20 protein-coding genes and 2 pseudogenes are annotated in these 23,878 nt (G+C 67.5%); 13 read left to right on the forward strand and 9 right to left on the reverse strand.

Annotated features, from left to right (window positions below; genetic code table 11):
• Positions 1–22 precede the first annotated feature (22 nt).
• From ACIBHX_RS33075 to ACIBHX_RS33085, 3 genes are read right to left on the reverse strand one after another with little or no spacing between them, the layout of a single operon-like run.
• Positions 23–784: an SCO1664 family protein gene (locus ACIBHX_RS33075; RefSeq protein ID WP_397071292.1), complete on the reverse strand. Its 762-nt coding sequence runs from the start codon at positions 782–784 to the stop codon at positions 23–25.
• The gene (locus tag ACIBHX_RS33080) at positions 781–1,329 is read right to left on the reverse strand and encodes a DUF3090 domain-containing protein (protein ID WP_397071293.1); all 549 of its coding nucleotides are present in this window, start codon (positions 1,327–1,329) and stop codon (positions 781–783) included. Before ACIBHX_RS33080 ends, ACIBHX_RS33075 begins: the two co-directional genes overlap by 4 nt.
• Positions 1,330–1,338: 9 nt before the next feature.
• On the reverse strand, positions 1,339–2,025 hold the full coding sequence (locus ACIBHX_RS33085) for a histidine phosphatase family protein (RefSeq protein WP_397071294.1): 687 nt from the start codon (positions 2,023–2,025) through the stop codon (positions 1,339–1,341).
• A 64-nt stretch (positions 2,026–2,089) separates the two neighbouring features.
• On the opposite strand from ACIBHX_RS33085, the gene ACIBHX_RS33090 reads away from it, so the two are divergent.
• Together ACIBHX_RS33090 and ACIBHX_RS33095 are read left to right on the forward strand one after the other, a co-directional pair.
• Complete coding sequence (locus ACIBHX_RS33090) at positions 2,090–3,037, forward strand: aldo/keto reductase (RefSeq protein ID WP_397071295.1); 948 nt, start codon at positions 2,090–2,092, stop codon at positions 3,035–3,037.
• 133 nt (positions 3,038–3,170) lie between these two features.
• Positions 3,171–3,992 carry a hypothetical protein gene (locus ACIBHX_RS33095; RefSeq protein WP_397071296.1) on the forward strand — a complete coding sequence of 274 codons (822 nt, stop codon included), beginning with the start codon at positions 3,171–3,173 and terminating at the stop codon, positions 3,990–3,992.
• Between the two features lie 743 nt (positions 3,993–4,735).
• Here the strand turns inward: ACIBHX_RS33095 and fabI are convergent.
• Entirely contained in the window at positions 4,736–5,500 is a 765-nt protein-coding gene (fabI, locus tag ACIBHX_RS33100; RefSeq protein WP_397071297.1) for an enoyl-ACP reductase FabI, read from the reverse strand.
• A gap of 2 nt (positions 5,501–5,502) precedes the next feature.
• Complete coding sequence (locus tag ACIBHX_RS33105; protein WP_397071298.1) at positions 5,503–6,198, reverse strand: beta-ketoacyl-ACP reductase; 696 nt, start codon at positions 6,196–6,198, stop codon at positions 5,503–5,505.
• A gap of 77 nt (positions 6,199–6,275) precedes the next feature.
• Between ACIBHX_RS33105 and ACIBHX_RS33110 the strand changes: the two genes are divergently transcribed.
• Positions 6,276–7,769, forward strand: a complete 1,494-nt coding sequence (locus ACIBHX_RS33110; protein WP_397071300.1) for a TldD/PmbA family protein — start codon at positions 6,276–6,278, stop codon at positions 7,767–7,769.
• Positions 7,766–9,184: a metallopeptidase TldD-related protein gene (locus ACIBHX_RS33115; RefSeq protein ID WP_397071301.1), complete on the forward strand. Its 1,419-nt coding sequence runs from the start codon at positions 7,766–7,768 to the stop codon at positions 9,182–9,184. The genes ACIBHX_RS33110 and ACIBHX_RS33115 overlap by 4 nt, the downstream gene beginning before the upstream one ends.
• Before the next feature lie 68 nt (positions 9,185–9,252).
• On the opposite strand, the gene ACIBHX_RS33120 is transcribed toward ACIBHX_RS33115, so the two are convergent.
• Positions 9,253–9,465, reverse strand: a complete 213-nt coding sequence (locus ACIBHX_RS33120) for a dodecin (RefSeq protein WP_397071302.1) — start codon at positions 9,463–9,465, stop codon at positions 9,253–9,255.
• Between the two features lie 99 nt (positions 9,466–9,564).
• On the opposite strand from ACIBHX_RS33120, the gene ACIBHX_RS33125 reads away from it, so the two are divergent.
• Complete coding sequence (locus ACIBHX_RS33125; RefSeq protein ID WP_397071303.1) at positions 9,565–9,879, forward strand: DUF3099 domain-containing protein; 315 nt, start codon at positions 9,565–9,567, stop codon at positions 9,877–9,879.
• A 316-nt stretch (positions 9,880–10,195) separates the two neighbouring features.
• Here the strand turns inward: ACIBHX_RS33125 and ACIBHX_RS33130 are convergent, their stop codons facing one another.
• Positions 10,196–10,987, reverse strand: coding sequence for an NTP transferase domain-containing protein (locus ACIBHX_RS33130; RefSeq protein WP_397071304.1), 792 nt, complete (start codon positions 10,985–10,987; stop codon positions 10,196–10,198).
• A gap of 90 nt (positions 10,988–11,077) precedes the next feature.
• Here ACIBHX_RS33130 and ACIBHX_RS33135 point away from each other — a divergent pair, with 90 nt between their 5' ends.
• The 3 genes from ACIBHX_RS33135 to moaA all read left to right on the forward strand — a co-directional run bounded on the left by ACIBHX_RS33135 (position 11,078) and on the right by moaA (position 14,363).
• The gene (locus ACIBHX_RS33135; RefSeq protein ID WP_397071305.1) at positions 11,078–11,983 is read left to right on the forward strand and encodes a magnesium and cobalt transport protein CorA; all 906 of its coding nucleotides are present in this window, start codon (positions 11,078–11,080) and stop codon (positions 11,981–11,983) included.
• Between the two features lie 17 nt (positions 11,984–12,000).
• On the forward strand, positions 12,001–13,266 hold the full coding sequence (locus ACIBHX_RS33140; RefSeq protein WP_397071306.1) for an amidohydrolase: 1,266 nt from the start codon (positions 12,001–12,003) through the stop codon (positions 13,264–13,266).
• 107 nt (positions 13,267–13,373) lie between these two features.
• Positions 13,374–14,363 carry a GTP 3',8-cyclase MoaA gene (gene moaA / locus ACIBHX_RS33145; protein ID WP_397071307.1) on the forward strand — a complete coding sequence of 330 codons (990 nt, stop codon included), beginning with the start codon at positions 13,374–13,376 and terminating at the stop codon, positions 14,361–14,363.
• Positions 14,364–14,514: 151 nt separating this feature from the next.
• On the opposite strand, the gene ACIBHX_RS33150 is transcribed toward moaA, so the two are convergent.
• Both ACIBHX_RS33150 and ACIBHX_RS33155 read right to left on the reverse strand, forming a co-directional pair.
• Complete coding sequence (locus ACIBHX_RS33150; RefSeq protein ID WP_397071308.1) at positions 14,515–15,552, reverse strand: LD-carboxypeptidase; 1,038 nt, start codon at positions 15,550–15,552, stop codon at positions 14,515–14,517.
• A 355-nt stretch (positions 15,553–15,907) separates the two neighbouring features.
• Positions 15,908–16,225 (reverse strand): hypothetical protein, encoded by a 318-nt coding sequence (locus ACIBHX_RS33155; protein ID WP_397071310.1) that lies wholly within the window; start codon positions 16,223–16,225, stop codon positions 15,908–15,910.
• A gap of 161 nt (positions 16,226–16,386) precedes the next feature.
• Here ACIBHX_RS33155 and ACIBHX_RS33160 point away from each other — a divergent pair.
• From ACIBHX_RS33160 to ACIBHX_RS33180, 5 genes and pseudogenes are all read left to right on the forward strand, one after another.
• Positions 16,387–17,325: pseudogene (locus ACIBHX_RS33160) on the forward strand (transposase); the annotation flags it as partial.
• A gap of 152 nt (positions 17,326–17,477) precedes the next feature.
• The gene (locus ACIBHX_RS33165) at positions 17,478–22,097 is read left to right on the forward strand and encodes a LamG-like jellyroll fold domain-containing protein (protein ID WP_397071311.1); all 4,620 of its coding nucleotides are present in this window, start codon (positions 17,478–17,480) and stop codon (positions 22,095–22,097) included.
• 155 nt (positions 22,098–22,252) lie between these two features.
• Positions 22,253–22,672 carry a hypothetical protein gene (locus ACIBHX_RS33170; RefSeq protein ID WP_397071312.1) on the forward strand — a complete coding sequence of 140 codons (420 nt, stop codon included), beginning with the start codon at positions 22,253–22,255 and terminating at the stop codon, positions 22,670–22,672.
• A 124-nt stretch (positions 22,673–22,796) separates the two neighbouring features.
• A pseudogene (locus tag ACIBHX_RS33175) lies at positions 22,797–22,886 on the forward strand (transposase family protein); the annotation flags it as partial.
• Positions 22,887–23,528: 642 nt separating this feature from the next.
• The coding region (locus tag ACIBHX_RS33180) for a transposase (RefSeq protein WP_397071313.1) at positions 23,529–23,878 on the forward strand (350 nt) is incomplete at its 3' end.

Below are 23,878 nucleotides of genomic sequence, written 5' to 3' on the forward strand. Positions count from 1 at the left end.
AGGCAAAGAGTACTTAACGCCCTCAGATGGGTGGCCACGGGATGGCCGGCCAGTCCTCGGACGGGTAGGGGTGGACGCCGGTGTCGAGCAGCCGCCTGACGCGCGACCAGGTGGCCTCGACCTCCGCCAGGGTGAGCAGCTCCCGCAGCCGGCGGCCGAGCGCGCCATCCTCGATCTCGCGCTCGAGCTTGGCCAGCATGGTCACCGCCTCGCGCGCCAGCGGCTTGCCCCGCCACTGCCACAGCACGGTGCGCAGCTTGTCCTCCGCCGAGAAGCACACGCCGTGGTCGACGCCGTAGACGTGGCCGCTGGGCATCGGCAGCAGGTGGCCGCCCTTGCGGTCGGCGTTGTTGACCACCGCGTCGAAGACCGCCATCCGGCGCACGACCGGGTTGCGGCTGCGCACCAGGCGCATCAGGTCGATCTCGCGCTCGGTGTCGATCCACAGCTGGCACATGCCGGGGCCGAAGGGGCCGTCGCGGTAGACGGTGGGCGGCACGATGCCCCAGCCGGTCGCCTCCGACACCTCGAACGCGGCCACCTCGCGGGCGGCCAGGGTGCCGTCGGGGAAGTCCCACAGCGGACGCTCGCCGCGCACCGGCTTGTACACGCAGGCGGCGGTGCGCTCGCCGAGCGCGATGGAGCAGTAGAGCGTCATGTTGGTGGCCTCGACCAGCCGGCCCGCCACCTCGAGGCGGCCGTCGCGCAGCAACTCGAGCGCCCCGTCGTGCACGACGGACGGGGGCGACGGCCGGACTGCGGGCTCGCTCTCGGGGGCGCTCACGAGGCCACTTCACCTCCGCGGTAACCGTTGAGTCGCACGCACACGTGACCCTCGGCGTCCAGGGGCTGGCCGCACAGCGGGCACGGCGGCCGTCCCGCGGCCACGATCCGCAGCGCACGCTGGGTGAAGGCCCTGGCGGCCCCCGCGGTGATGCGCACGCGCAGCACGGCGGGCTCGGGCGCTTCCTCGTCCTCTTCGTCGATGATCTCCTGGGCCTCGATGACCACCTTCGAGGATTCCTCGTCCCAGGCGAGTGCCATCGTGCCCACCCTGAACTCCTCGTCGACGGGCGCGTCGAGGGGCGCGTCGTCGGTGAGGTCGGTGGGCGCCATCGCGGGCACGTGGGCGGTGCCTCCGCTCAGGCGCAGCACCTCGTCGAGCAGCTCGTCGAGCCTGCCCGCGAGCGCCGCCACCTGCAGCTTCTCCAGCGCAACCGTGGTCACTCTGCCCTCGGCCCTGGCCTGCAGAAAGAAGGCTCGCGCCCCCGGTTGCCCCAAGGCACCGGCCACGAACCTCTCCGGTGGGTCGTAGTCGAAGACCGGCATAGCCTGACCTTACGTGGTTCCTGCGCCTCCGCCGACAGCGGCATCGCTCCCGGTGATGTTTTCTCCCCCGTCTTTCTCCTCCGAACCCTCGGGGAACCGCAATTCCCCCATATCGTTGAGTTTGAGAACAAAGGGACGCAAGGGGGCATAGCGAATCACCGTGAGGGCCGCAGGATCGGCGGTTATCCGCTGAAATTGATCGAGGTGGAGCCCAAGAGCGTCCGCCACGATGGCCTTGATCACGTCGCCGTGACTGCAGGCCAGGTAGACAGCCTTCTCCCCCAGGCGTTGATTCCAGTCCCTGACGGCGGCCACGGCCCGGTGCTGCATATCGGACAGGGACTCCCCTTCCGGAAATGTCACGGCACTGGGATGGGCCTGGACGACCGGCCAGAGCGGATCCTCCGCCAGCTCCTTCAGCGGGCGGCCGGTCCAGGCGCCGTAGCCGCACTCGACGAGACGCTCGTCGGTCTCCACGGCCATGCCCCTGGTCGCCGCCACCGCCTGCGCGGTCTCCTGGCAGCGCTCCAGCGGGCTGGACACGACGGCGTCGAGCCGCACGCCCTTGATCCTCTCGGCCAGCGCCTCGGCCTGGGCCTGTCCCGCCTCGCTCAGATGCACTCCAGGGGTACGGCCTGCCAGCACGGGACCCGTCAGATGGGTGAGGCCGTGCCGGACGAGCAGCAAGGTGGTCATCACGTAAGTGTCGCAGGCGTCGATCACGGCGTTTCAGCGGCCCGGGCGGTACCCTGGCGGGATCATGGAGCAGCGCTATGTCGGCCGGAGCGGACTGTCGGTGTCCCGACTCGGACTCGGCACGATGACCTGGGGGCGTGACACCGACGCGGACGAGGCGGCGGCCCAGCTGCGCACGTTCGTGGAAGCGGGCGGCACGCTCGTCGACACGGCCGACGTCTACACCGCCGGTGACGCGGAGCGGCTGCTCGGGCGGATGCTGCGCGACTCGGTGCCGCGCTCGGAACTGGTCGTCTCGACCAAGGCGGTGGTGACGCCCGCGGGGCGCAGGCCGCGCGACGCCTCCCGGCGCCACCTGATCGCGGCGGTGGACGCCTCGCTGGCCCGGCTCGGGCTCGACTACGTCGACCTGTGGCAGCTGCACACCTACGACGCCGAGGTGCCGCTGGAGGAGACGCTCGCGGCGCTGGACGCCATCGTGACCTCCGGCCGCGCCGTCTACGCCGGGGTGTGCGACTACTCCGGCTGGCAACTGGCCGCGGCCGCGATCACCCAGCAGTCCGGACCCGGGCGGGTGCCGATCATCTCCGCCCAGGTGGAGTACTCGCTGCTGGCCAGGGAGCCGGAGCGGGAGCTGCTGCCGGCCGCCGCCCACGTCGGCGCGGGCGTCATGGCCTGGTCGCCGCTGGGGCGCGGGGTGCTGACCGGCAAGTACCGCACCGGGATCCCGGCCGACTCGCGCGCGGCCACGCCGCACTTCTCCGACTTCGTCCGGCCGTACCTGGACGAGCGCAGCCGCCGTGTCGTCGAGTCGGTGATGACGGCCGCCGACGGGCTGGGCGTCTCGCCGCTGGCGGTGGCCCTGTCATGGGTGCGCGACCAGCCGGGCGTGGCCTCGGCGATCGTCGGCGCCCGCACGCATGCCCAGCTCAGCGGCGCCCTCCTGGCCGAGGACTTGGTGCTCCCGATCGAGATTCGCGAGGCCCTGGATGACGTGTCCTCACTCGACTGACACCGAACGAGAGTCCAACTCGCGTATCACTAGTCGATACCGAATCGCAACTTTGGCCGGAAAACCCCTGCGTTCCCCCCGGGATGTCCATAAAGATTCTCTCCTGAAGCGATGTGGGAGAGGACGGAGACGGATGCGGAGCAGGACCGCGATCTCGGCCGGAGTTCTCGCCATGGCGCTGTCGGCGATCCCGGCACTCGCCACGGCGGCCGGCGCCGAGGCCCGCGACTGCAGCCGGGGCGGCGGGCTGCTCTCAGGCGTGACCAACGGCCTGTGTGACGTGGTGGGCGCGGTCACGGGCACGGTCGACAACCTCACCGGCGACTCGCTCAAACCCGTCACCAAGGGCGTCGACGGCGCCACGGACGGCCTGCTCGGCACGGTCGGCCAGGTCGCGCCCACCGCCACGGCCAAGCCCACGCCCTCGGCGCGCAAGAGCGAACTGCTGCCCGACGCCATCAGCGAGGTGTGCCTGCCGGTGCTGGCCTGCGGCGACCAGAGCGTGCTCGCCACCCTGACGCCCAGGCCGACCAGCTCGCAGCCGGCCACCGTCAAGCCCACGCCGACGGCCTCGCCCCGGCGGACGCACCGCCAGAACACGCCGGTGCTGCCCACCGAGGCGCCCACGATGCCGCAGAATGAGCCGTACCTGCTGGACACGACCGAGAAGCCGGTCACGGACGACCCGACGGCCGACACCGACCAGCCGCGCATCGACCTGCTGTGGCCCAACCCCAACGTGCAGGAGCTCACCTCGCCGCTCAACGACCAGCGCGTGGTGCGGCCCGTCACGCCGGCCTCGGACGTCATCGGGACGTCCCTCACGATCGCCCTCCTGCTGTCGGCGGTCGCGGCCACCCGCATCGTCCAGCAGCGCCGCCAGCGCGGCGAATCCATCCCCTTCGAACGCCGCTCCACCACCGGCCGCCACCGCCTCGCCCAACGACTCTCTTAGCAGCCTCTCCTAGGCTCGCTCTCCTAGGCTCTCCTAGGCTCTGTGCGGCTTTCCTAGACTTTCGCGTACGGCGAGGCCGCCGCGACCGGCCGCCCGCCGCACTCCGGCTGAGGGCCCGCACGCGGCGCTTCCGGCGAGTCGGTGACACTTGCCCGCCGCCACGGCGCTCCTGACGCGGGCACCACGGTCTCCGCTCCCCGCCGCACATGGCGCCGCCCCCGCCATACGCCTCCTCACCGACCCGGCGCCTGAAAACCCCCACCGCCCCGAGCCCCTGGAAGCTCCACACCCGTCTCTGCGCCCAGAAGCACCACCGCAGGACGCCTGTGCCAAGCCGCGAGCGCCTGAGACGAGCTTGGGGGCGTGAGACGAGCACTTAGGTGCGTGAGACAAGCCCGGGGGCGTGAGACGAACCCCTGGGGACGTGGGTTGGGTGCGGGGCGCACCGTGGGGCCGGGTCGGCGAGGTGTGGGACGGCGGAGGTCGGCGCCCTTGTACGGCGGCCGACGGAGGGCCTCGGTGAACGGGTTGTGGGCGCCGTGGCGGCGGGGCAGTGTCACCGACTCGCCGGAAGCGCCGCCAGCGGGCCCTCAGCCGGAGTACGGCGGGCGGCCGGTGGGGGCGGCCCGCCGTACAGAAGCACGCAGAAAAAGGTCAGTACGGGGACTGCCCGCCGTACAGAAGTACTCAGAAAAGGTCTGTACGACGGTGGCCCGCCGTACAGAAGACAACTAGAAACGCGGTCAGGCGCCGATTGCGTGGACGCCGCCGTCGACGTGGAGGATTTCGCCCGTGGTGGCGGGGAACCAGTCGGACATGAGCGCGACGCAGGCCTTGGCGGCGGGGACCGTGTCGGACAGGTCCCAGCCGAGCGGCGCCTTGGCGGGCCAGCTGTCCTCGAACTCCTTGAAGCCGGGGATCGACTTGGCGGCCATCGTGCGCAGCGGCCCGGCGGCGACCAGGTTGACGCGGATGCCCTGCTTGCCCAGGTCGCGGGCCAGGTAGCGGTTGGCGGACTCGAGCCCGGCCTTGGCCACGCCCATCCAGTCGTAGACCGGCCAGGCCTTGCTGGCGTCGAAGTCGAGGCCGACGACCGAGCCGCCCTCCTTCATCAGCGGCAGGCAGGCCACCGCGAGCGACTTGAAGGAGTACGTCGAGACGTGCAGGGCCGTGGCGACGTCCTCCCAGGTGGTGTTGAGGAAGTTGCCGCCCAGGGCGGTCTGCGGGGCGAACCCGATGGAGTGCACGACGCCGTCGAGGCCGTCTACGTGCTCGCCCACGCGGGCGGCCAGGGTGTCCAGGTGCTCGGTGTTCTGCACGTCGAGCTCGATGACCGGCGGCGGCGCCGGCAGCCGCTTGGCGATGCGCTCGACGAGACTGAGGCGGCCGAAGCCGGTCAGCACGACCGTGGCGCCCTGCTCCTGGGCCAGCTTGGCCACGGAGAAGGCGATCGAGGCGTCGGTGAGCACGCCCGTGACGAGGATGCGCTTGCCTTCGAGGATTCCCATGCTCAGTGCCCCATTCCCAGTCCGCCGTCGACGGGGATCACTGCCCCGGTGATGTAGGAGGCGTCGTCGCCGGCCAGGAAGCGGACGACGTGTGCGATCTCGTCGGGCGAGGCCTGCCGCCCGAGCGGGATGTTCTTGATGATGGCCGCCGAGTCGAGCTCGGCCGTCATGTCGGTCTCGACGAAGCCGGGCGCCACGATGTTGACCGTGATGCCGCGCGAGCCGTACTCGCGGGCCAGGGAGCGGCCGAAGCCGACCAGGCCGGCCTTGGAGGCGGCGTAGTTGGCCTGGCCCGCCTGACCGGAGAGGCCGACGACCGAGGAGATGAGGATGATCCGGCCGCGCTTGAGCTTCATCATGGGCCGGATGGCGCGCTTGGCGACGCGGTAGGCGCCGGTGAGGTTGGCGTCGATGACGTCGGTGAAGGTCTCCTCCTTCATCATCGCCAGCAGCGTGTCCTTGGTGATGCCCGCGTTGGAGACGAGCACCTCGACCGGGCCGTGCTCGGCCTCGACCTTGGCGAAGGCCGCGTCGACGTCGTCGCTGCTCGTCACGTCGCAGCGGACGCCGAACAGGCCCTCGGGCGGCTCTCCCGATCGGTAGGTGACCGCGACGGCGTCGCCTGACGCGGCGAGTTCACGGGCGATCGCGAGGCCTATGCCGCGATTGCCCCCGGTGACGAGTACAGAGCGTGCCATGGCACCAGACGCTATCTGCTACCCGCCGGTAGCCACTTGTCCGGGGGGTACAAGATCACAGGGTTAGGATCGTGGACATGCGCCAGATCGATCCCGATTTCCTGGAGCTGCCGCTGCGGCAGCTGGCGGATGCCGCCCTGCAACGTGCCCGTGAACTGGGGGCGGAGCACGCGGACTTCCGGCTCGAACGCGTCAGAGCGGAGACGCTGTCTCTCTACGACACCCGGCTCGAGGGCGCCATGGACGCCGACGATCTGGGTTACGCGGTGCGCGTGGTCAAGGGTGGCACCTGGGGGTTCGCCGCCGGGATCCACCTGACGCCGGAGGCCGCCGCGACCGTGGCCGAGCAGGCCGTCCGGGTGGCAGAGGTGAGCTCGCCGATCAACAGGGAGCCCATCGAGCTGGCGCCCGAGCCGTCCTACGCCGAGACCGTGTGGGTGTCGTCCTACGAGGTCGACCCGTTCGAGGTGCCGTCGGCGGAGAAGGTGGCGCTGCTGGCCGAGTGGTCGGCCGGGCTACTCAAGGGCGCCGACCACGTCTCCGCCCGCCTCATGCAGGTCAAGGAACAGAAGTTCTACGCCGACACGGCCGGTACGGTGACCACGCAGCAGCGGGTCCGCCTGCATCCCAAGCTGAACGCGATGAAGGCCTCGGCCTCCGGGTTCGACGACATGTCCACGATCGCGCCGCCGGTCGGCCGCGGGTATGAGTACCTGACGGGCACCGGCTGGGACTGGGCCGCCGAGCTGGCCCGGCTGCCCGAGCTGCTGGCCGAGAAGCTGGCCGCGCCGTCGATCGAGGCGGGCGACCACGATCTGGTGGTCGACCCGTCGAACCTGTGGCTGACGATTCACGAGTCGATCGGCCACGCCACCGAGCTCGACCGGGCCCTCGGCTACGAGGCCGCCTACGCCGGGACCAGCTTCGCCACGTTCGACCAGCTCAACGAGCTGGTGTACGGCTCGCCGGTGATGAACGTGACGGGCGACAGGACCGTGGAGCACGGGCTTGCCACCATCGGCTACGACGACGAGGGCGTGGCGGGGCAGAGCTTCGACATCGTGCGCGACGGCGTCCTGGTCGGTTACCAGCTGGACAGGCGGATGGCGCTGATGAAGGGGTTCGGCCGCTCGAACGGGTGCGCGTTCGCCGACTCGCCGGAGCACATGCCGATCCAGCGGATGGCCAACGTGTCACTGCGGCCCGCCCCCGACGGCCCGTCGACCGAGGAGCTGATCTCGCGGGTGGAGCACGGGCTCTACATCGTGGGCGACAAGTCCTGGTCGATCGATATGCAGCGGTACAACTTCCAGTTCACCGGGCAGCGTGCCTACCGGATCGTGAACGGCGAGCTCTCCGGGCAGGTCAGGGACTTCGCCTACCAGGCGACGACGACCGACTTCTGGCGGTCGATGGAGGCCGTGGGCGGGCCGCAGACCTACGTGCTCGGCGGCGCCTTCAACTGCGGCAAGGGCCAGCCGGGCCAGGTCGCGCCGGTCAGCCATGGCTGCCCGTCGGCGCTGTTCCGCGGCGTCCGGATCCTCAACACCGTGCAGGAGGGTGGGAAGTGAGCGAGCGTAGCGAGCGAACAAGTCAGTCCGGCTTGCCGGTCCAGATCTCTCCTCAGGAGCTGGTGGAGAAGGCGCTCGAGCTGTCGGGTAACGACGGCTGCGTGGTGCTGGCCGACGAGGGCTCGACGGCCAACCTGCGCTTCGCGGGCAACACGCTCACCACGAACGGCGTGGCCCGCACGGCCCGGCTCACCGTGATCTCGATCGCGGGCGAGGGCGTGGGGGTGGTGTCCCGCGCCGCCGTACGGCCCGAGCAGGTGGCCGGCGTGGTGGCCGAGGCAGACGCCGCCGCCCGTGCCGCGCAGCCCGCCGAGGACGCCAGGCCGCTCGTCTCGGGCGTGCCGCGGTCGCCCTCGTGGGACGCTCCCGTGACGCCGACCGACATCGGGGTGTTCGAGAGGTTCGCGCCCGCGCTCGGCGAGGCGTTCGCCGCCGCGGAGGCAGGCGGCAGGAAGTTGTACGGCTTCGCGGAGCACTCGCTGACCTCCACCTTCCTGGGCACGTCGACCGGGCTCAGGCTCCGGCACGACCAGCCCACGGGACGGCTGGAGCTGAACGCCAAGTCGGCCGATCTGAAGCGCTCGGCGTGGACGGGCGTGGCCACCCGCGACTTCTCCGACGTCGACGTGGCCGCGCTCGACTCCGCGCTGGCCCAGCGCCTCGAGTGGGCCAAGACGCGCATCGACCTGCCCGCGGGCCGCTACGAGACGCTGGTGCCGCCGAGCGCCGTGGCCGACCTGATGATCTACCTGGCCTGGTCGGCGGGCGCCAGGGACGCCCTGGACGGCCGCTCGGTCTTCGCCAAGCCCGGCGGTGGCACCCGGGTGGGCGAACGGCTGGCCACCCTGCCCGTCACGCTGTCCAGCGATCCCGCGGCCCAGGGGATCGAGTGCGCGCCGTTCGTGATCGCGCACGCCTCCAGCCGCGACAACTCCGTCTTCGACAACGGGCTGCCGCTGCCGGCCACGGACTGGATCTCCGAGGGCAGTCTGGCCGCGCTCACCCAGACGCGGTACTCGGCAGAGCTCAGCGGGCTACCGGTGACACCGGGCATCGACAATCTGCTCATGCACGGCCCCTCAGGGGGCCGCACGCTGGAGGAGATGATCGCCTCGACCGAGCGCGGCCTGCTGCTGACCTGCCTGTGGTACATCCGCGAGGTGGACCCGCAGACGCTGCTTGTCACCGGGCTCACCCGCGACGGCGTCTACCTGGTCGAGCACGGCGAGGTGGTGGGCGAGGTGAACAACTTCCGCTTCAACGAGAGCCCGGTGGACCTGCTGGGGCGCCTGTCGGAGGTGGGCGCGAGCGAGCAGACGCTGCCACGGGAGTGGAACGACTACTTCACCAGGACCGTGATGCCGGCCGTACGGGTTCCGGACTTCAACATGTCGACGGTGAGCCAGGCCAGCTGAGCGCCGTCACCCGATGACCACGGCCTCGCGCGTCCCCCCACGGTGACGGGCGGGGCCGTGGTCCATCGTCAGGCGTCCTCCAGCCGGAACCCGACCTTCATGCCGACCTGGAAGTGCGCCACCTCCCCGCCTTCGATGTAGCCGCGTACCTCCGTGACCTCGAACCAGTCCAGGTGGCGCAGCGTCTGCGAGGCTCGCGCGACGCCGTTGCGGATGGCCTGGTCAACGCTCTCCCCCGAAGTCCCGACTATCTCGGTGACCCGATACGTTCGATCTGTCATCTCCGCATCCTCCTTACTTGAAGGCCATGATCGCATGACCCCTCCCGCCGCCACGGAGCGCCGTCGCGCCCTGCTCGTCCGAGGTCTACGGTGGACCATATGAAGGGGTGGCGCAGGAAGCCAGACGTCCACCGCGTAACGGACGCCAAGCCTTCCCTGAGTGCGGACATCCACAAGCGTGAGATCAGCTACCTCATCAAGATGGGCATCCGCACGATCTGCCTGATCCTGGCCGTGGTGGTGCCCTTGCCGTGGCCCTATCGGCTGCTCTTCATCGCGGGCGCGGTCTTTTTGCCATACATAGCCGTAATCGGGGCCAATGAGAGGGGGAAGGATGCCCCCGCCCCGACCTTTGATAGCCCTGCAGCTAACCAAAGCGAGATACCGCACCACCGACGCGAGATCGGGTCGTGACTAAGTCTTGACGCATCCCATGGGTTGTAGGTGTACGCTTTAGCCATAGCGCTCCGGTCCCCCGTCGGAGTGCTGGTGCCGGCGTTCCGGGCCCCCGTCGGAACGCCGATGAAGCGACGCCGGGTGGTTTGCCCCCGTAACCACCCGGCGTCGCCCTTTTCCCAGGAACATCATTCTTTGGACTCCAGGTCCGATAGCTCTCCCTCAGTTGGATAGGGCCGCTTTCCCGAAATCGTTTACATGGCGTTCCATCCGAAATTCACAGGAAATCTTCAGGATTGGACGCCTGGGTTGACAACAGGAGTTCGTACGGGTGTCAGTCGTCCGTCAACGTCTCGGTCGTCGCGCGCTCCCAGTTGGCCGCGAGCCTGGTCAGGCGGGCGATGGCGTCCTCGGGCGCGGTGCCGGCGCCCTGGGCCAGGCCCAGCAGGTAGGCGGTGAGCGGCGCGGCGGGGCGCGCCACGCCGTGGGCGACCTCCTTGGTGAGGTCCAGGATCGCGTCCCTGTCCACGCGGGCGGGGTCGATGCCCAGTTCCTCGCAGGCCAGCGCGGTCCACTCGGCCAGCACGTTCATGTGAGCCTCCTCCAGATCGTCTTCAGTGTCGCAGTCGAACCACGGCCTGCCCGCCAGCGCCACCCGCGCGGGTTCCAGCGGCCCCAGCAGGCCGCGCAGGGACTCACCGGCATACCCGTCCAGCGCCCGGCGCAGCGCCTCGGCCCGCCACACGCCTGCCAGCCACTGCTCGCGTCCGTCGTCGTCCACGAGTACGGCTCCCGCCCCGGCGTGAGCCGCCTCCCGCAGCGCCGCCACGTGCGCGGGGCGCAGGAACGGCAGGTCGCCGGCCAGCAGCGCCACCCACTCGGCCGCCACCTCGGCCATGGCCGCCCGCAGCGCGGGCACGGGTCCCGAGCCCGGCGGGTCCTCGCGGACGAAGCGGACGGCGGGCAGGTCCCGTTCGGGCCCCGCCACGATCACGCGCCGGGCGCCGGGCACGGCGGCCACCACCCGTTCCACCAGTGACCGCGCGCCGACCGTCAGGCCGGGCTTGTCCAGCCCGCCCAGCCGCCGGGCCCGTCCCCCGGCCAGGATCACCGCGTCATACGCCACGCCGCCCACCCTAGACACCTTCCGGGTACACCCGGCGTGCACGGCGCGTCTTCCCAGCTCAACCAGGGTCCGGCATGTCATCGTCGGAATGTGCTCAGGTACTGGGTGTGCGCGGAGGACGGCGTGCGGGAGGCGGACGGCCGCCAGAGCCCGCCCGCCGGCGGCTTCCTCTGGATCGAGGCCGTCGACCCGAGCCCACAGGAACTTGCCGCGCTGCCGATCGACCCCTTCATCGCGGTCAACCTGGGGCCCCAGCAGCGCGCCCGCTTCGACCAGTACGGCGAGCAGACCGTCTTCGTGGTCAAGACGCTCTGGTACCTGAGCGAGACCTCGGCCGTCGAGACCGGGGACGTGATCATGGTGGTCGACGAGACGCTGCTGATCAGCGTCAGGCACGGGCAGGGGGACCCGATCACGCCCGCCCGGCAGGGCCTGTCCGCCAGGCCGCTGCTGCTCTCGCACGGCGTCTGGGGCGCCGTCCACGTGATCACGGAGCAGGTGATCGAGGACTACCTGGGCGTCGCCGACGAGATCACGGGAGACGTGACCGAGCTGGAGCGCAAGGTGCTGTCGGGGCCGCGCGTGAACGCCATCGCGGGCATCTACTCACTCAAGCGGGAGGTGCTGGAGTTCCGCGACGCCGTCGAGCCCATCGAGGGCGTGTCGGACTACCTGATGAGCCGCCCGCTGTTCCGCGAGGTGGCGCACCGGTTCAACCGCGTGACCCAGTCCGTCCGATCAAGTGACGACCTGCTCGACGCCATCCTGAACGCGCACCTGGGCCAGATCAGCATGTGGCAGAACGAGGACATGCGGAAGATCTCCGCCTGGGCCGCGATCATCACGGTGCCCACGATGATCGCCGGGATCTACAGCATGAACTTCATCGGCATGCCCGAACTGCGCTGGACGTTCGGCTACCCCGCGGTGCTGGGACTGATGGCCGTGCTGTGCGTGGTGCTGTTCCGATCGTTTCGCCGCAACAACTGGTTGTGATCACAGGGGGATCCGTCATGGACGAACGCACGCAGGACGTGCTGCGCGGGCTCAACGCCCACCTGCGCGCCGACCTGGAGGACTGCTACCGCGACCTGCACGCCAATCCGGAGCTGTCCTTCACCGAGACCCAGACCGCGGACAAGGTCGCCAAGCGGCTGGCGGTCCTCGGCGTGGAGGTCGCCACCGGGATCGGCCGTACGGGCGTCGTCGGACTGATGCGCAACGGGCCCGGGCCCACGGTGCTGCTGCGGGCCGACATGGACGCGCTGCCGGTCAGGGAACGCACCGGCCTGCCGTACGCGAGCATGGTGACGGCGCTCGACCAGCACGGCAACGAGGCTCCGGTGATGCACGCCTGCGGGCACGACATGCACGTGACCTGCCTGCTGGGGGCGCTGACGCTGCTGGCGGGGCGCAGAGACCTGTGGTCGGGCACGGTCATGGCCGTCTTCCAGCCGGGCCAGGAGGCCGGCGCGGGCGCCAAGGCCATGGTCGCCGACGGGCTCTACGACCGGTTCGGCAAGCCCGAGGTGGTGCTGGGGCAGCACGTGACGCCGATCCCCGCGGGGAGGGTGGCCTACTGCCCCGGCGACGCGCTGGCGGCCACCGACGCGCTGCGGGTGCGGCTGTTCGGGCGGGGCGGCCACGCTTCGATGCCCGAGCGGACGGTGGACCCTGTCGTCATGGCGGCCGCGATCGTGATGCGGCTGCAGACGGTGGTCTCGCGGGAGATCGCCGGGACCGACACCGCGGTGGTGACCGTCGGGGCGCTCAACGCGGGCGGCAAGGACAACGTCATCCCCGACGAGGCGGAGCTCCTCGTCACCATCCGTACGTACGCCGAGGACGTGCGGTCGCGGGTGCTGGCGGCGGTCCGCCGCATCGTCGAAGCCGAGGCCTTCGCCTCCGGCGCCACCCTCAAGCCCGACATCTCCACCGTCGACACCTTTCCCGTGCTCCGCAACGACCCCGAGGCGATCTCCCGCACGGCCGACGTCTTCCGCTCGGTCCTCGGCCCGGCCAACGTCGCCCAGGCGCCTCCGTCCATGGCCAGCGAGGACATCGGCGACCTGGCCACGCCGCTGGGGATACCGCTGGTCTACTGGTACTTCGGCGGCGCCGACCCTGCCGCGTACGCGGCCGCCTCTGAGAAGGGCACCGTCGCGGACGACATCCCCACCAACCACTCCCCCGCCTTCGCGCCCGTCATCTCGCCCACCCTGGAGGTGGGCACCACTACCATGACCACCGCCGCCCTGCACTGGCTCCGCACCCCGTGAAGGGCGGTCTCCCGTAGAACAAGTACACTTCGAACGCCCGGTCGAGTCTGCTGCCAGGTCGAGATCGTCGTAGGCTGGCATCACGGGTGAAAAGGAGGTGACCCCCGGTGTTGAAGGACGCGTTTGGCAGGGTGGCGACCGATCTTCGGGTGTCCCTCACCGACAAGTGCAATCTGCGCTGCACGTACTGCATGCCGCCGGAGGGTCTCGACTGGCTGCCCAACGCGCAGCTGCTGACCGCCGACGAGATCGTGCGCCTGGTGACGATCGGCGTCGAGCGGCTGGGCATCACCGAGGTCCGCTACACCGGCGGCGAGCCGCTGCTGCGCCGTGAGCTGGTCGACATCGTCGCCCGCACCGCGGCGCTCGCCCCGCGCCCGCAGATCTCGCTCACCACGAACGGTATCGGCCTGGCCCGCCTGGCCGAGCCGCTGGCCGCCGCGGGGCTCGACCGGGTCAACGTCTCGCTCGACACGCTGGAGCAGGAGACGTTCAAGCGCCTGGCCCATCGCGACCGCTTCACCGACGTGATCGAGGGCCTGGCCGCCGCCGACCGCACCGGGCTGAGTCCCGTCAAGGTCAACGCGGTGCTGATGCGCGACGTCAACGACCACGAGGCGGTCTCCCTGCTGCGCTTCTGCCTGGAGCACGGCTACGAGCTGCGCTTCATCGAGCAGATGCCGCTCGACGCGCAGCACGGCTGGGACCGCGCCACGATGATCACCGCGGACGAGATCCTGGACCTGCTGTCGTCGGCGTTCGACCTGTCGCCCGACGACCTGGAGGAGCGCGGCAGCGCGCCCGCGGAGCGCTTCCTGGTCGACGGCGGTCCCGCGCGCGTGGGCGTCATCGGCTCGGTGACGCGGCCGTTCTGCGGCGCCTGCGACCGGGTCCGGCTGACGGCCGACGGCCAGATCCGCAACTGCCTGTTCGCCACGGAGGAGTCTGACCTCAAGTCGGCGCTCCGCTCGGGCGCCACGGACGAGGAGCTCGCGGCCCGCTGGGTCGCCGCGGTCGCCCGCAAGCGCGCCGGCCACGGCATCGACGACCCGTCCTTCCTCCAGCCGGCCCGCCCGATGTCCGCCATCGGCGGCTGATCTTGTACGGCGGGCCGCCCTTCCGCCACCCGCCGCACTCCGGCCGGCCCCTGTCCGGGGAGACGCTCCTCCGGCGATGCGGGGCTGCTCGCCGTTACGCCGTTGCGTGATCCGGGCACACCGGATCACGCTCGCTCGCCGTACAGGGCTCCTAGTACCGCGCGGCGATGCGGCCGGTGATGGCGTCGACGGTGACCGTGCCTCCGTACGGAACGACCAGCTGTGGGTCCGTGTGCCCGATGTCCACGTTGAGGACGAGCGGAATGTCCGGGTTGTACTCGGCGAAAGCCCTGAGCACGGCATCGCGCTGGGCGGCGATGAACTCCGTTTTCTCAGGCGCGGAGAGTGGTCTGTCCATCGACCACGCCTTGGGCCGCCCCACGATGGCGGCGCCGAACCGGCCAAGCAGGCCACGCTCGCCCATGCACATCAGCACGCGATACACATAGCTCGCGTCGGGGAGCTCTTCGGAGGTCTCCAGAAACAGCACGCAGCCGTCATAGGTGGCGGGATCCTGAATGTGGGTGCCGACGCGCAGATTCCAGTCGACGATCTCCAGGCAGCCACCCCAGGACGGACCGGTCACGGTACGACGTGGGCCGTGCCACTGCCAGCCTTCGCCGGTGAACATGTCCGGCTCACTTTCCAGCAACGCTGGAGTGTTCCAGTCTCGGTCCACGTCGGTATAGGACTCGGCAGGGTGCAGGTCGTACTCGTCATGGGTGAACAGAGCGGCCCGTAGCGCCTCGGCGGCCCGCGGGTTCGTCCGGCCGCCACGGCCGAAGACCGTCATGACGGTGCCGCCGTAGTACGACACGATGCCGAGATTCCACAGGTAGTTGCACAGGTTGGTGTTGTCGCTGATCCCGAAGAACGGCTTCGCGTTGGCCTGGAGTATGGCCGGGTCGAGGTGACGCAACACCTTGATCTGGTCCTCGCCGCCGATGGAGGTGAGGACGGCCTTGATCTCCGGATCGGCGAACGCGGCGTTGACGTCGGCGGCCCGGGCGGCCGCCGATGACCCAAGCCTGCGGGTGGTCGGGTACTCCACCGGCTCGAGCCCGAAATCTTCGCGGAGGCGGGTGAGGCCCAGTTCATACGGTGCCGGGAAGATCTCGGGCAGGGCCGCGCCGGGGGACAGGATCGCCACTTTGTCGCCGGGTTTCGGCTTGTCGGGGTAGGCAAGCATGTGGATCAAGCTACCGCAGGGCGGTGCTCACGGTCGCGCCGATTATGCGGGCACGCTGAACGCCACGAACGGCTCCAACCGACTTCGATACAGGCTTAGTGGCCCCGGGTCGGAACCCACGCCGAAGCTTGGGGCCGGGCGAGGCAGCACCCTGCGGCCAACCCGAAGTGGACGCGTTCGGCATGTGTGAGCTGGGCACTTGATGAGCTTGCTGCTGGCGATGGGGGTGACCGCAGCTGTGCGCCGAATCTGGTGGCGCGGCACTCGATGAGCACCTCTTGGTTCACCACGACATAACTGTGCATGCAAATGCGGCTCTTGGACTTAGTGGTCCCGCCCGTAAGTTTGTCGAGGGTCAGTAGTTGAGGTAGAGGGCGCAGGCGCAGTCGAGGGCTTCTTGGGCGGTGCCGATGGGTAGTCCGGTCGGCAGGATCTGGTTCTCGTACTTACCGCTGCTGGCGAGGTAGAGGCCGAAGCCCCAGGTGGAGGCCGACCCGCCGTAGCGGAGCCGGAGCAGAGGCAACTGGTCTCCGCCGGCCAGTTCTCCCTCGACGTAGGCGAACTGGCCGTGGTAGCGGACGTACAGGGCGGCCAATTGGGGCCACTGGTCGCGGGCGTGCTGGCGCAACCGCTGGGCCAGGGAGGTCTTGGTCGAGTCGGGGATGGCAGCCATGAGGCCCATTTTTCCGTCCCCGGCGTGTCGATTATGGCGGGAGCGGGCGATCCGGGGTAAGGTCGCCGGGCCCCGGTCAACGATCTCCAGAGAGCCCTCCGTGCCCGTTCCCCGTGCCCGCCAGATCGTGCTGAAAGACCGGCCCCGCCCGGGCAGGCCACCCCACCTCACCCCCGCTCCAGCGAGCCGGAATCAAAGCTCTGGCCTGCCAGCTGCCGGCCGCGACCGGGATCCCCCTGTCGCGATGGAGCAGCACCGACCTGGCCACCGAGGCGGTCAAGCAGGCCATCGTGCCGGCGATCTCGGCATCGACCGTCCGCCGGATTCTGTCCACCGCCGCGCTCAAACCCTGGCAGCACCAGTCATGGGTGTTCGTCCGCGACGCGGACTTCACCACCAAGGCCGCCCGGGTACTCAATCTCTACCAGCGCATCTGGGACGGGCACCCACTCGGCGATGACGAGTACGTGATCTCCTCCGACGAGAAGACCTCCATCCAGGCCCGCTGCCGCTGTCACCCGACCCTGCCGCCCGGCATCGCCCGCACGATGCGGGTCAACCACGAATACGAACGGGGCGGATCGCTGGCCTACCTGGCCGCATACGACGCCCACCACGCCCAAGTTACCGGGCATTGTGCGGCCAAGACCGGGATCATGCCGTTCATGACTCTGGTCGAAAAGGTCATGAACGTCGAGCCTTACGCCTCCGCCAAACGCGTCTTCTGGGTCGTCGACAACGGCTCCTCCCACCGCGGCAAGACGGCCGCCGACCGGCTCACCACACGGTTCCCCAACGCGGTGATGGTGCACACCCCCGTGCACGCGTCATGGCTGAACCAAACAGAGATCTTCTTCTCCATCGTGCAGCGCAAGGTCGTCACACCCAACGACTTCACCCATCTTGACCAGGTCGAAGACCGGCTGATCGCCTTCGAGCGTCGCTACAACGAGACCGCCCGGCCCTTCAGATGGGAGTTCACTCCGGCCGACCTCGAGGACCTGATGGCCCGGATCGAGCGACACGAACAGAACGAGCGCCACTCCCAGCAGCACCCCGGCTGCGACCACCAGCCTGCCGCACTACCAACAGCCGGGTGAACCCCCGAAGGACTTACGGCCGGGACCACTTAGCTTGCACTCGGTGGCGGCGTGGGTGCGGAGGGACACGTTCCTGATTGCTCTTGTGACGCCAGGTAAAGCTGGGATAAAAGTAGGGGCCATTGTCCGAAACCTGTCAATTGGGGTGATAAGTGAGCAAGTTATTACGCAATGCGAGACCACGTGCGGGGAACAAGGGTCTCGCTGCTGCAGTGGTGCTGTCGGTGTCAGCATCACTGCTCGTCGCTGGAACCAGCATCGCCCAGGCCGAACCAAAGCCGGCCGCACCCTCCAAGGGCTCAACGCACACCGCCACTACCTTCCCGAAGAGGAAAGATCCCGACCAGCCTCTGCGAGATGCGATCGCGGAAGCCCAGAAGCAGAACAAGCCCGTACCGGTCGAGGCGGCTTACACCGAATCCTCACGTACCTGGGCTTATCCTGACGCCCACCTGACCACGGAAACCTACGACGGGCCGACCCAGCTGAAGCAGGCCGACGGCTCGTGGGCGTGGATCGACACCACGCTGGTGGAGTCCGGCGGTAGCCTCAAACCCAAACTGTCCAAGGCCGATGTGACGCTGTCGCTTGGCGGCGGTGCGCCTTTCGTCACCATGGAACGTGACAAGGGACAGAAACTGGCCCTGTCGTGGCTGAAGGACCTGCCTAAGCCGGACGTGCAGGGTAACGTCGCCACCTACAGAGACGCGGCAGGCCCCGGCGCAGATCTGGTGGTGACAGCGCTGCCGACCGGCTTCCAGCACAACGTGGTGCTCCGCCAGAAGCCGACCGGACCGGTCGAGTTCCGCATCCCCGTGCAGGCCGACAAGCTGAAGCTGGACGTCACCAAGACCGGCGGCTTGGCCCTCACAAACGACAAGGGCAAGACAGTCCTGTCGGCTCCCACCCCGCAGATGTGGGACGCGGCTACCGAGCACCCAAACAAGGAAGCGCCGGGCCGCCAGGCTGCGGTGAAGACGTCAGTGGAGTTTAAGGGCGGCACGACCACGCTCGTCTTGAAGCCAGACACCAAGTGGCTGGCCGACCCGGCCACCGCCTATCCCGTCACGGTGGACCCCACCACGACGCTCGGGGTGACCAAAGAGGTCGGAATTCGCTCCCCCAACGGCCAGACCGGCTCCGGGACGGCGTCTCGGTGGAACTCGACGTCGTCGGGGGATGTTGTCACCCGCACGCTGATGGCCTTCGACACCTCCCCTGTCGCCGGGCGCCAGGTGGTCAAGTCCACCATGCAGCTGATGCTGCGCACGAACGGCACCGACTGTGTGAGCCTGCAAAGCGTCGTCGCCCAGCAGATCACCTCCGCATGGGTGGCCGACAACACCTTCTGGAGCAACCAGCCCAGCACCACCGCCGAGGGGCGCTCCGTCGTCGACGCCTGCGCGATGCCGCACACGGCCGGATCGGTGTGGAGCTGGGACCTGACCAAGATGACCCAGGCATGGGCGTCCGGGACGGCCAACAACGGGCTCATGCTGAGCCTGGGTTCCGAGTTCCCCGCCCCCAAGTACTACACCGACAGCTACAGCTTCTGGCCGCAACTGTTCGGCCAGAACGTGCCCAAGCTCAGCGTGGACTGGGTGCTGCCACCGGAGATCCCCACCGTGACGGCCGAGTCGATCGACTCGATGACCGGCAACGACGCCATCGCGCGCAGCACCAACGTCAAGGTGACCTATAAGTCGAGCGTGCCGGAGACGGCCAACCTCGACTACACGGTGACGGTCAACGACTCCACCATGGCGCCCCCGGCCCCCCAACTGCCCGCGGGCGAGGCGGCCTACTGGAAGCTCGATGAGACCAGCGGCGCCACCGCGGCAGACTCCTCCGGCAAGAACCTGCCGCTGACGCTGAACGGTACCTACAACCACGTGCCCGGCCAGCTTGGCCAAGCCCTCAAAGTATCGGGCGGCGGGTACGGGACCACCACCAAGCCGGTACTCAACACCGACCAGAGCTACACGGTGGCCGGCTGGGTGAAACTCAACAGCAGCACCGACCCGCAGACCGTCTTCTCCCAGATGGGCGTCAACCAGCCCGGCTTCTCCCTGAAGCTGGAAGCCTCCAGCGTGGTCAGCAACGTCGACAAGCACTGGTGGCTGAGCCTGCTCACCCAGGACACCGCAAACGAGATCCACGAAGTCGCGGTCATCTCCAACAACGCGGTGAAGATCGGCGAATGGACCCACGTCGCCATCCAGTACGACCAGGCGGCTCACAAGGCCCGCCTCTACATGGACGGCGCACTGGCCGGGGAACACGACTACACACCCACCTGGAACGCCCGAGGCAACTTCGAGATCGGCCGCGGACGGGTTATCGCCAAGGACCTGGACGGCACCGTGGACGACATCCACGTCTACCAGCGCGTCCTGACCGCCGACGAAATCCGCACCATCGTCGGCGTGCCCGGCACCACCACCAACAACAACATCCCCTCCGGCCAGGTCCTGGACAAGATCTTCACCCTGGACAACCCGGCCAGCTTCAAGTTCGTCGTCAAAGCATGCCGCAGCGGCATCACTCCACCTTCATGCACTGAGAGTCCTGCCTACCGGATCACTTCGGATGCACCGATGCTGCCGACGGGCATGGAGACGCTGCTCGATGATCCCGGCCAACCGGTTCTTTCGGCGTTGATTACGCGCCCGTCGGGCAAGCCAGTCACCGGAAAGTTCTACCTCTACGACGAAGCTGGAAATCCCGTTGGGGCCACTCCCCTTGGGTATGGCACGGTAGACGGAGATCAGCGCATTAACATGCGGGTCCCACCCAATACTGTGAGATCAGGTTCGAAATATTCCTGGCAGATACAAGCATGCTCGGCCGAAGTCTGTACTTCAAAGACGCCTGCGCAAACCTTCTCAGTCCCTGGGCCTGTCCAATTGCCGGATCCGGGGGCTCTGCAGAATATAGTCTTGAGGCAAGAAAACCTCTCGATCAAGACCGGATACGCTAGCTCAGAGGCATGCTCAACGCAATCCTGCGCGTTAGTCGATGACTCTAAAATAAAGGTAGGCGGAACCGGGGCGGACGCTCGACTCTCGGTGATCAAAATAAGCTTGGCCGATATTCCGCCGGGTTCCATACCGGTTCAGGCCAATCTGCGTCTAGGTAACGCATCCTGTACGCCCTCTCCGTGTCCAACAGATGCAACAGTGGGAATCACGTCCTTGTCGGGACAGGTAACATCGACGTCGACCTCGACGGATGTGCTGGGTGCCCTTCGATCTCAACCTGATAGATCGGCCACCATCACGTCACCAAACCTGGACGTGTCGACTGCGGTATCCGACTGGCTGATTCTAACTTCCAACAGTGCTCAGCAGATCGAGTTCGGCACCCAGTCGAATATCGACGTAGCGTTGAGCTATCGAACGCCAACGCCTCCAAGCGCTGTGCAGAACCTACATGTTAGCGGCGCTGCCGAAGGCTTGCTGGCGTCATGGGCCGATCCTGTCGATCGTGGCTCTATGGCCGCGATCGATTCTTATGACGTACGCGTTTTGTCGGATACTTCCGTGGTAGTTAAAACGCAGTCGACACAGAATCCGTTCATAGCAGTCAGCGGCCTCGCGGGGGGAAGTAAATACAGGACAGAAGTAAGGGCTGTAACGCAATTTGGTGCTGGCCCTTGGGAAGGCGCTGAGGTAACGGTTCCCCTTCCTCCTGCCGCTACCTGCACAGATAAGGCGCAGTTTACCGGCGCAATCAAGGCCTACGAAGAATCCCGCAATACGATTCTGGAGCGTAAGGCCGCGTCAGTAGATGAGGCGTTGAACGGTCATGTAGAAGCAAGTTCGCTCAAAGCCATTCTCTATACTCAGCAACCCAATCTATCCACTTGGGCCTCCAAGTCTGCAGCGAAGGGAATCCAGCAAACCGGATCCTCAGTTTCTGTCGACAATGCCCTGATCTTCTACGAGTCCGACGGTCACACGGCATCGGTCCATGCGGAAGTATCACTTGCTTACACCTATGCAGGAATGAATGGAGAGGATCCGGGCACTGATCAAACTCAAACAGTTCACACGTATCGTTTCTCCGTTCACGGTTGTAGCGATATCCAGGTGACAGATTCGTGGCAAGGAAGCCGTCTCGTCTCGGTTTCGCCTGATCTGAATGCCTATCCCGACGGAACTCCTGGCCAAATACCAGGGGACGGGATGGAATTGCCGACCGATGGCGACGGCTTCCCTGATTACGGGGACGGAGCTGGCGGCGGAAGCGGCGGTGCAGGCTGGGTAAACCGCGAGGCAGCGGCCGCGTGGGCGGTTCGCCACTACAACGACGACACCGACTTCCACGACGACTGCACGAACTTCGTCTCGAAGGCCTTGCACTACGGAGGCGGGGCAGCGATGCTTGCTGCCGAGGTTCCTGACCCATCGCAACGGGGTGACCTGAGGTGGTGGTGGCAGGCTTGGCCACCAGGCTTGAGCCGCACGTACTCCTGGTCAGGAGCGACTCCTTTCTTCCAGCACTTCATGCAGGTGCGAAAGCGAGCGTTCTGGGTCACATCCTGGAAGAATGTCAAGGTCGGCGATATCCTCCTCTGGGACTGGGATGGAGGGAGTCTAGACTTCGGTCACGCGGCGGTAGTCAGTCGAGTGACGTCGGGATCATGGAATGGTGTTGAATATGCTCAACATTCAGACCCGTACCAGTACCGGAAACTCGCTGTCTCATTCCCGGGTGTGAAAATCAAGCATCCTAACGCGAAGGTGTACGCGATCAGGGTAATGTACTAGATCGCCCTACACGCATGGGCTCCTCCGCAATGGCACTGCGGAGGAGCCCATGCGCCCACACGAACATTCTTCTCGATTGGACTCTGTTGGTGCGCGTGATAATTAGGTCGAATTGGCTGCTTCGCGTAACTCTTGCGCTGACCCTCATCGGATGCGTGCCGGTTATATCGGGCTGTGGCGGATGTAGCCGCATCACCAAGGGGCCAGCGGTTTCTGCCCCGGCCGCCAATGCGTCCGCCGATGTCGTTGTAAAAACATTTCTTGCCGCGATCATCGCGCGCGATACAAACACGATCCAGAAATTAACATTCCCCAAATACTGGGAGCGAATGCAGAATGATGCCGACAACCCGCTGACGAACTGGATTAATATTACAGACGTTAGTATCGGCAAGCCTATGCTGGACACCTATGATCCCGAAAAATACAAATACGTGGTGAGGGTGTATGTTGACTTTAAGCTTGAGCAATGCGAAGAGATGAGCTTCCGGAATGGGGCCAATGCTTGGGGCTATCTTCTCGCGAGGAATACGGAGCGCGAACGGTGGCGCATCATTTCGGCCGGGATGGGATAGAGGTGGGCGCACGTTTGGTGCCCAGGTATGGGCGACTGCCACAGTATCTGGATGCCCAGTGCGCGCCCAAGTTGATCCGGCGGACGGGAAGCCGCACGCCGAACCATGCCTCCGCAGGTCTGTAAAGGCCCTGCTGGTGCTGGTCTACCTGCGCAAGGGCGAGACGTTCGCCGAGCTCGGAGCGGGATTCGGGGTCTCAACCACCACCGCATGGCCGCCTGCTTGCGCGCGATCCAGGACGCCTGCGTAACTACTATCAGCAGTCGCACTTACCCTACGGTTTGGCCCTTGTGGTGATCGTCGCCGTGCTTGCCGGGATCTTGGCCAGCCCAGTCGTTCCACTGCTGGTCACCAGGTGGGGTCGCCTCGGCGAGGACACCCGCCGGGCGGTGCCGTATCTGGAAGTTGGGCTCACGGTGGCGGCCGGAGCGCTGGCGTGGCGGACCTGCTCGGCCGCCTTTACTTATCTCGGGATCGCGGCTCTTCGAAGTTAGTCGGGGTTGAGCGGTGAGGGGTGGCCGACGACGGCGGGTGTGGTCGGCGTCTTGAGGGAGCTCGTGGCTGTCAGTGATCATTCATTCCTGTTGTCGAGACAGAGGATCACAATAGAAGAGCCTCGAGCGTGGTCAACGATACGAATCTGCCCCACCGCTTAACTGACCTTGGGGTCTTCAACGGATTTGTCGGCTTCTGTCGGGAGGTGCTCGCGTGCACTCACCGGCGTGCGGTGTGACCTGATAGGAGCCTGGCCAGAGGCCCCGTCACTGTTGTATCCGTCCGCTCGGCCGGTGCGTGCCGACCTGCCCCATGGTCACGAGCGACAGGACGACAATGCCTGCTATTTACACCACATGACGTGCCCGTTCTCGAGGTTGTCGGTGGCGTCGACACCCACCAGGAGACCCACACCGCCACCGTCATCGATGCGGTGGGCGGGTTCTGGGCACCGAGCAGTTCCCCCGCCACCCCGGCCGGATATGCGGCGCTGCTGGCGTGGGTGCACTCGTTCGGGCGGCTGTTGCGGGTCGGGGTAGAAGGCACCGGCGCCTATGGCGCCGGACTGGCTCGTGTTCTCGACGATGAAGGCGTCGAGATCGTCGAGGTCGACCGTCCAGACCGCAGAACCCGTCGCTTCCAGGGCAAGTCCGATCCGATCGATGCCGTCCAAGCGGCTAAGACCGCCCTGGCCGGGCAGCGAACCGGCAT

The sequence above is a fragment of the Nonomuraea sp. NPDC050536 genome (assembly GCF_044457685.1).
Taxonomy (GTDB): domain Bacteria; phylum Actinomycetota; class Actinomycetes; order Streptosporangiales; family Streptosporangiaceae; genus Nonomuraea.